The 8,336-nt window shown below is 36.9% G+C and carries 8 protein-coding genes and 1 pseudogene; 4 read left to right on the forward strand and 5 right to left on the reverse strand.

Annotated elements, in window-relative coordinates; all coding sequences use genetic code 11:
* Positions 1–145: 145 nt before the first annotated feature.
* Genes BLV40_RS25445 through BLV40_RS25460 form a run of 4 tightly spaced genes read right to left on the reverse strand, consistent with a single transcriptional unit; the run spans position 146 to position 3,512 of the window.
* On the reverse strand, positions 146–751 hold the full coding sequence (locus tag BLV40_RS25445; RefSeq protein ID WP_026591821.1) for a response regulator transcription factor: 606 nt from the start codon (positions 749–751) through the stop codon (positions 146–148).
* On the reverse strand, positions 748–1,878 hold the full coding sequence (locus tag BLV40_RS25450) for a sensor histidine kinase (RefSeq protein WP_090695139.1): 1,131 nt from the start codon (positions 1,876–1,878) through the stop codon (positions 748–750). Before BLV40_RS25450 ends, BLV40_RS25445 begins: the two co-directional genes overlap by 4 nt.
* The gene (locus BLV40_RS25455; RefSeq protein WP_090695141.1) at positions 1,879–2,613 is read right to left on the reverse strand and encodes an ABC transporter permease; all 735 of its coding nucleotides are present in this window, start codon (positions 2,611–2,613) and stop codon (positions 1,879–1,881) included.
* Positions 2,610–3,512, reverse strand: a complete 903-nt coding sequence (locus tag BLV40_RS25460; protein WP_026591818.1) for an ABC transporter ATP-binding protein — start codon at positions 3,510–3,512, stop codon at positions 2,610–2,612. The genes BLV40_RS25455 and BLV40_RS25460 overlap by 4 nt, the downstream gene beginning before the upstream one ends.
* A gap of 316 nt (positions 3,513–3,828) precedes the next feature.
* Between BLV40_RS25460 and map the strand changes: the two genes are divergently transcribed.
* The 4 genes and pseudogenes from map to BLV40_RS29495 all read left to right on the forward strand — a co-directional run.
* Entirely contained in the window at positions 3,829–4,626 is a 798-nt protein-coding gene (map, locus tag BLV40_RS25465; RefSeq protein WP_026008493.1) for a type I methionyl aminopeptidase, read from the forward strand.
* A gap of 521 nt (positions 4,627–5,147) precedes the next feature.
* On the forward strand, positions 5,148–6,548 hold the full coding sequence (locus tag BLV40_RS25470) for a M28 family metallopeptidase (RefSeq protein WP_090695145.1): 1,401 nt from the start codon (positions 5,148–5,150) through the stop codon (positions 6,546–6,548).
* Between the two features lie 144 nt (positions 6,549–6,692).
* Positions 6,693–6,821 carry a hypothetical protein gene (locus BLV40_RS29685; protein WP_255260058.1) on the forward strand — a complete coding sequence of 43 codons (129 nt, stop codon included), beginning with the start codon at positions 6,693–6,695 and terminating at the stop codon, positions 6,819–6,821.
* Positions 6,822–7,003: pseudogene (locus BLV40_RS29495) on the forward strand (type I methionyl aminopeptidase); the annotation flags it as partial.
* A 187-nt stretch (positions 7,004–7,190) separates the two neighbouring features.
* On the opposite strand, the gene BLV40_RS25475 reads toward BLV40_RS29495, so the two are convergent.
* On the reverse strand, positions 7,191–8,336 hold a 1,146-nt coding region (locus BLV40_RS25475; RefSeq protein WP_090695151.1), incomplete at its 5' end, for a Cna B-type domain-containing protein.

The following is an 8,336-nucleotide window of genomic DNA, read 5'->3' on the forward strand; positions in this document are numbered from 1 at the left end:
TACCAAATTTTTTGTCGAAAAATGAAGTAAAATCCACAATATACATCCAATTCCATGCCTACGGACACACTCTTTTAACAACAGTAACTAAAAAAGAGAGTAATAGAAAAAGATGTTTACCACTATAACCGGTAAACATCTTTTTTTATATCCATCCCTTTTCTTCCGCAATCGTAATTGCTTCAATTCGGTTTTTCGCACTTAATTTTGTTAACACATCTGAAATATAGTTCCTCACAGTACCAGATGAAAGATACAATGTCTTCGCAATTTCATTTGCTGTTTTTCCCTCTTTTGCTAAGCGAAGCACATCTTTTTCACGATCTGATAACGGATTTTGTTCTTGCCATAGCCCAAACATTAATTCAGGAGAAATCTCTCGTTTCCCCTTCATCACATTACGAATCGCTGCCGCTAAATCTTCACTTGGACTATCCTTTAATAAATACCCATGAACCCCTGCTTTCATCGCTCTTTCAAAATAACCTGGGCGTGCAAATGTTGTTAAAATCATTATTCTACATGAAGATTTCTTCTTTTTCTGCAATTCTTCCGCAACATCCAACCCGCTCTGAATTGGCATTTCAATATCCATAATACTTACATCCGGCTGCAACTTTTCAATTAATTTTAAAGCTTCTTCACCGTTCTCTGCTTGCCCAACCACTTCAATGTCGTCTTCTAAATCAAGCAGAGCCCCGAGTGCCCCCCGAAGCATTCTTTGATCTTCAGCAAGAATAATTCGAATCATGCTCTCACCTCATCTTTTCCTGTTCTAATTACAATTGGAACTTTCACTATTAAAATCGTCCCTGGATGCAGCGCCTTTAGTTCAAGTCCTCCATCAATAAGTGCCAGACGTTCTTTCATACCTAAGATACCATTCCCATCATGACTCTGCTTTTGTAATCCCACTCCATTATCTTTCACCTGCAAAATCAGTTCTCCTTGCGTTTCAAATAAAGAAACCGTACATGCCGTCGCCTTACTATGCTTTACAACATTCGTTACTGCTTCTCGCAAACACATCCCTAAAATATTTTGTTCAAGCGGTGATAATGCACCGCTATTCGCTTTCTGCTTTACCTCTAGTGAAATATTAGCAGCTTGCAGAATCGCCTTTATTTGCTCAAGCTCCTCTTCAACTGTAATCATTCGCATATCAGAAATTAATTCCCTAAGCTGCTTTAAAGCTATGCGCGATGTTTGCGTTATCTCCTTTGCCTCAAGACTAGCACGCTCTGGATTTTTCACAATCAGCTTCTCAACAAGCTGACTTTTTAAAGTAATAAGAGATAACGTATGTCCTAGCGTATCGTGAAGGTCCCTTGCAATTCGCTGACGTTCTTCACGTTTTACTAAATCTTTAATTTGTTCATTGGCTTCGTTTAATTGCATTTTCAACATTTTTTTTTGATTAAAGTTACGCATACCAAATGGTGTAAGAAGCATTAAGATAAACATTGGAATCATATTGATTAAACTAGTCTTGGTTAACTGATCTATATTCACAAATAAAAAAGTACCGATCATTACTACTAAAAGGGCAAGTAATACTCGAAATGATTTTTTTGTTGGTGCAAATCCTATTGCACTGGCAGTGTAAAATCCAAAAAATATCATAAATGGATTATAAATTGTAGAGAATATGAATATAATTACAATTTGAACACATGCCCATAAAATAAATGTCTCTTTAACAAAATAAAGTTGACGGTATGCAATGACAAAAACCACTAGCATACCGATTCCAGCTAAAAGCCTCCAACCCGATTCTTGCGTTAAATTGTAAATCGGAAATAGTAGATACACAAACCACATATATGGGAAAAAACCCATATGTTTTGGAAAAAATTCAAACTGCTTTTTTTCTGTCATTTATACCGCTTCCTGTCTCTTTCTTATATATGTTGATATTACAACAAAGATAAGGAAATAACCTCCTAAAATCGCGATATTTTCCCATCCTATCGATTTACCATCAACAATATCCCAAGCACCGCTTCCAAAATGATATGTTGGTGTCCATTCCCCGATTGTTCTTAGTACCTTTGGAAAAACTTCGATCGGCATCCATAAACCACCTAACACCGCTAAACTCATATTTAAAATGTTAGCAAGCCCCGCAGCTGCATCTGCTTTCTTAATGGAACCAATAACCGTTCCTAGCGCTAAAAATGGTGTGACACCTAGTAATAACCACAGTCCAGCACCTATCCATTGTCCAACCGTTAACTCTACGTTATTAATTAGCATACCTGCAATAAAGATCACAAGTATTGAAAATGCATTTACCACTGTTTGAGAAATAATTTTAGCCGTTAAATATGCACCCTCTGGAAGTGGCGTGATTTTTAAAAGATGTGTCCACCCCTGCCCCTTTTCTTGTGAAAGTCTCACCCCGAAACTAAAAAGTGCTGTTCCTACAATACTGAAAGTAGCCATCGAAATTAAATAGTGTGCTTTCCAAGCATCTCCGTTTTGTGGTACTTGAATGACATTCGTAAAAATGTAATAGAACATCACTGGCATTAATAGTGAAAAAAAGATAAATAATTTATTGCGGAATGTACGTAAAATCTCTATTTTGCATTGCATCCATAATGCCTTCATGCGATTCCCTCCTTTTGATTTGCAACAAACTGTTCAAACGCCTCGTCAAGGCTTCCACGTTCAACAGAAACATCTGTAATAGGTAAGCTCTTTTGATAAATTGCCTGCAATGTAGCATCCGTATCATCCGTTGTGAGAATAACACGCTGTTCATGAAACTGTACTGCTTTAACATGCGGTAATTCTTTCAGCAAATCTGTAGGGATTTTTTCTTTTGCATAAAATGAAATGGTTTTTTGAGAAATCGTTGCCTTCATTTCCTCTGGAGTCCCATCCGCAATGATTTTTCCGTTTGCAAATAATAAAATGCGATCTGATAGTGCATCAGCTTCTTCTAGATAATGCGTTGTTAAAATAATCGTTTTCCCTTCACTTGCTAACCTTCGAATCGTTTCCCAGAAAGCCTTTCTAGATGTGATGTCCATGCCTACAGTCGGTTCATCTAAAAATAATAAATCGGGATTTCCAGCAAGTGCGAGCGCAAAATTCAAACGTCTTTTCTGACCACCTGATAACTTTTCACACCGCTGTTTTTTTTCTGATTCTAAGTTTGATAACTGAAGCAATGTATCTTTTGCAACTGGATTCGTATAGTAACTACGAAACAAATCAATTGCCTCACCAACTGATATACTGTCAATCACGCTCACCTCTTGCAGCATGGCACCAAAGCGATTGCGAACATCTCGATGCTTTGGACTTTTCCCAAATATAGAAACACTTCCTTCTGATGGATCCTTTAATCCAAGCATCATTGAAATCGTTGTTGTTTTCCCTGCACCATTTGGTCCAAGAAGCGCAACAATCTGCCCCTTCTCTACATGAAATGAAACATTATTTACAGCCTTTTTATGTTTAAATGTTTTTGAAACATTATTTACTTCAATAATCTTTTCCATCTCTCCACCTCCGTCATTCCTTATATTTACATTGTATAAATTGGAAGAGATGGAAAACAGTAAAATACGTCATGATATGAATATGACAATTGTCATAAAGTGAAAATTTCATAAGCAGGCAAGTTTATCTCTACAGATTATTAGCACTCACTAATTGGGTATTAACTGGCAGTTTACCTCTCACCTTCCTTCTCTGCTTTCTCCGAGTTTTGAGGTGGAAGTATTTTCAGGGGACTATCTCTATGAGATCACCTCCCCCTTCAAAGCGCTCCAAGAAGCATATGAGCCGTACGCCAGTAGCAGGACAAAAATAAACATGATACAATCGTGTAAGATATATATTCGAGGAAGGACAGTGGTTTTTTTTATGATCATTCGTAATGAGAAGGATTTAGAAGGTTTACGAAAAATTGGCCGTGTTGTTGCGCTTGCACGTGAAGAAATGAAAAAGCAAGCGAAGCCAGGTATGACAACGAAAGAACTTGATTTGATCGGCAAAAAAGTATTAGATGAGCACGGTGCCATTTCTGCGCCTGAAAAAGAATATGATTTTCCAGGTGTAACTTGTATTAGTGTAAATGAAGAAGTTGCCCACGGTATCCCAAAAGATCAAGTATTAAAAGAAGGCGACTTAGTAAACGTTGATGTGTCCGCGGCACTTGACGGTTATTATGCGGATACAGGTATTTCTTTTGTTCTTGGGCAAGATGAAGAAAAAGAAAAACTTTGCCAAGCTGCAGTAGACGCATTTTGGGCAGCAATGAAAAAAGTAAAAGCTGGTTCAAAACAAAACCAAATCGGTCGTGCAGTTTCTAACTTTGCCCATAAAAATGGCTATGCTGTTATCCAAAACTTAACAGGTCATGGTATCGGGCTTAGCTTACATGAGGCACCAAACCATATTTTAAGCTACTATGATCCAATGGATAACGCGCTTCTTAAAGATGGGCTTGTTATAGCTGTAGAGCCTTTCATTTCCATGAAAGCTGACCATATTATTGAACGCGGTGATGATGGCTGGACATTTGTAACACCAGATAAAAGCCTTGTTGCACAATGTGAACATACAGTTGTCGTAACACGTGGTGAGCCAATTATTTTAACTGAACTGTAAAGGATAAAAGGAATGCAAATAGCGTTCCTTTTCCTATACAAAAAAAAGAGAAATCAAACTGATTTCTCTTTTTTCATATGGATGCCTTACATCTACAGATGATCATCATGCAATGTGGAAACATGACAATTATCGTTTTCAAAAGGTTCTGGCATGAGAAAAAGAAACCCCACCATAGATTTCTTTTTCTCTTCTACATAATCTAAAATTTGGGTACACTAGACATGCAATTTAGGGGCTTTCAAAACAAGAAAGCGAACCTTTGTCTAAAATGATAGCATATACATTCTCTCTAAAAATATGCAAATATGCATATGAAACTATTCTATATAAATCTATTTCAATTTTTCGACATCTAATTGAAAAAGCGACGTGCAATTCTTTTCTCTCTGTTTTCATTTGGCTTTACTTTTATTTCTCAACCTAAATTGATTGAAGATACAAAAAACAAGAGATAAAATAAAGTCGTTATCCGTCTTCTTTTGTCATTCATATAGAATAGAAGAATAGGAGAGGAATATATGAAGAGAACATTGAAACAAAAAATAGTAAGCTCTTTGCTTGCTGCAACACTCGCTGTCAGCCTAGCTCCAATTGGACAAGCAAAAGCTGATTCCCCAACAGAAACTATCAAAACTCCATCTATTACAGGACAAGTTGATGCTAACCGCGCAATCGAACACATCCGTTTTTTATCAAAAACAATTGGCCCGCGCCCTGGTGGTACACAATCAGAAAAATGGGCTTCTCGCTATGTTGGGCTGAAATTACAGTCAATGGGATATGAAGTAGAATATCAACCATTTTCTGTACCAGATCAATATGTCGGATTTATTGATTCTCCTTTATCTCGTTCAAAAAATTGGCAAGCAGGGGCTGCCCCGAATGCTTTAATTTCTACTGAGGCTGTTACCGCTCCCCTCATTTTTGTACCAAATGGGACAAACCTAGACGAAATTCCAAATGAGGTAAACGGGAAAATTGTCTTATTTGAAAGAGGTGCCACAGTAGCAGACTACAACAAACAAGTAGAAAATGCCGTTGCAAAAGGTGCAAAGGGGGTCCTCTTATATAGTTTAATTAGCGGCCGTGGTAACTATGGACAAACTTTCAATCCAAGATTAACGAAAAAACAGTCAATCCCTGTATTCGGTCTTGCATATGCACAAGGTAATGCCTTCAAAGAGGAATTAACGAAAAAAGGGAGTGAAATCCTTTCTTTAAAAGCACGACATGAATCAAACCTACAATCTCTAAATGTTATCGCGAAAAAGAAACCAAAGAACAGCACTGGAAATGAAAAAGCTGTTATCGTAAGTTCCCATTATGACAGTGTTGCTGGAGCACCAGGAGCAAATGACAATGCCTCTGGAACCGGCTTAGTATTAGAATTAGCTCGCGCATTTCAAAATGTAGAAACTGACAAGGAAATCCGTTTTATTGCTTTTGGATCAGAAGAAATGGGACTAATTGGATCTGAACATTACGTTGACAACTTATCACAAACAGAACGCGGTCGCATTTTAGGTGTATTCAATGCTGATATGGTCGCAACAAACTATGAGAAAGCAAAAAATTTATATGCAATGACTCTAGATGGATCTACGAATCTTGTAACGGATGCTGCACTAAATGCTGGTAAACAATTAAATAATGACCTTGTTCTTCAAGGAAAATTCGGTTCTAGTGACCATGTACCGTTTGCTTATGCTGGCATCCCTGCAGCTCTGTTCATTTGGATGGGAGTAGATAGCTGGGACCCGCTTATCTATCATATTGAAAAGGTATACCATACACCGCAAGATAACGTTCTAGAAAACATTTCACCTAAGCGTATGAAAATCGCTTTAGATGTCATTGGTACTGGTGTTTATGATGTTCTTCAAAAAACAGCTATACAAACAGGGCAGAAAGCTGCTTAATTATCATCAAAGCCACCATTTAGAACTGGTGGCCTTTTTATATTGAAATAAATATGCATAAATACATCTCTATTTCAATATATTATCATGTATAATAATAACTATAACAATAATGATTATAGCTAATAAGAATGCATTTCTATTATGAAAAAGATGATACTTGCAGGTACATTAACTTTTGCCGGACTGGCAGGAGTTGCTGCTTTTGTTTCAAAAACAAAAGCTACCGCTGCAACCATTCAAGAACAAAACTTTACCAAATATTATTTCTAATTTCGACATAAAAATAGCTATACAGTCATCCAAAACGTAATGGAACATGGCATTGATCATAAGCTTACATGAGGTACCAAATCCCATTCTAAGCTTATGCTTCAATAGATAATGCACTTCTTAAAGATGGTTTTTTTATCAATTTAGAGCCGTTTATCTCCGTGAAAGTTGACCATATTATTCGCTGATTGAGCCCGATTTGAAAACGCTCTCTTTTCCCGATAAAAAAACCCCTTCAGGTTGCATTCTTTCCTTCACCTTATCGTGAAGTTTTTTGAATACCTACCTAAAGGGAGTAATATCAATAGTAATTTTTTAATTTGTGTACTACTCAGATTACAGTGTAATCAATAATCTAAAGCTTTTTTATTATTTTACTCGCTGACGAGCGAATAGAATTCCACCTAAAAGGAACAATACCATACCTCCAAGAATTGAAATCATTTCCGCTGATGTTCCTCCTGTGTTAGGAAGTAATGTCGGCTTATCATTTTCTGTAGTAGGTGGAACTTTTGAATCGTTATTTGTGTTTGGATCTTTTGGATCTGTACTTGGATCTTTCGGATCTGTACTTGGATCTTTCGGATCTGTGCTTGGATCTTTCGGATCTGTGCTTGGATCTTTTGGATCTACGATTTTTGTATTCGTGATGTCATAACCATTTACTTCAGATTTGTATCCGTCTACTGCTTGTTCTTTTACTTCATACTTGTAAGCTACACCATTTTCATCATATGCTGCTAAATCTTTAAACGCATATTTCCATTCACTTGCTGCGCTTACTTCTTGTGTTGCGATTACTTTACCATTTTGTAGTAGGTCTACTTTGATCATTTCTGGACGTTCTTTCGCATTATCGTCTTTCCATGTTTTCTTACCACTAACTTCCGTTTTCTCCATATTCTTGTAGGTATTCGTAATTGTTGTTCCTTCTACTTTTGTTTCGTAGTCGTTTACTTTTACTTCACTTACTGTGTACTTGTACTCGTTTCCTTGTTCATCGTACTTCGGCAGATCTTTAAAGTTGAAATTCCAGTTTCCAGCTTGATCTGCTTTTACTTCTTGTGTTTTCAACTCTGTACCATTTTGAAGTAGTTGAACTGTGATACTTTCTGGGCGTTTACCAAACTTATTGTTGTAATCGTCCCATACTTTCTTACCACTAACTTCTATTGTTTCTGTATTCTTGTAAGTGTTCGTAATCGTTGTTCCTTCTACCTTTGTTTCGTAGCCGTCTACTTTTACTTCACCTACTGTGTACTTGTACTCGTTTCCTTGTTCATCGTACTTCGGCAGATCTTTAAAGTTGAAATTCCAGTTTCCAGCTTGATCAGCTTTTACTTCTTGGTTTTTGAACTCTTTACCATTTTGAAGTAGTTGAACTGTGATGCTTTCTGGGCGTTTGCCAAACTTGTTATTGTAATCGTCCCATACTTTTTTACCACTAACTTCTGTTGTTTCTACATTCTTGTAAGTGTTCGTAATTGTTGTGCCTTCTACTTTTGTTTCATAGTC

It is taken from the genome of Bacillus sp. 166amftsu, from assembly GCF_900107445.1.
In the GTDB taxonomy this organism is placed as follows: Bacteria; Bacillota; Bacilli; order Bacillales; family Bacillaceae_G; genus Bacillus_A; species Bacillus_A arachidis.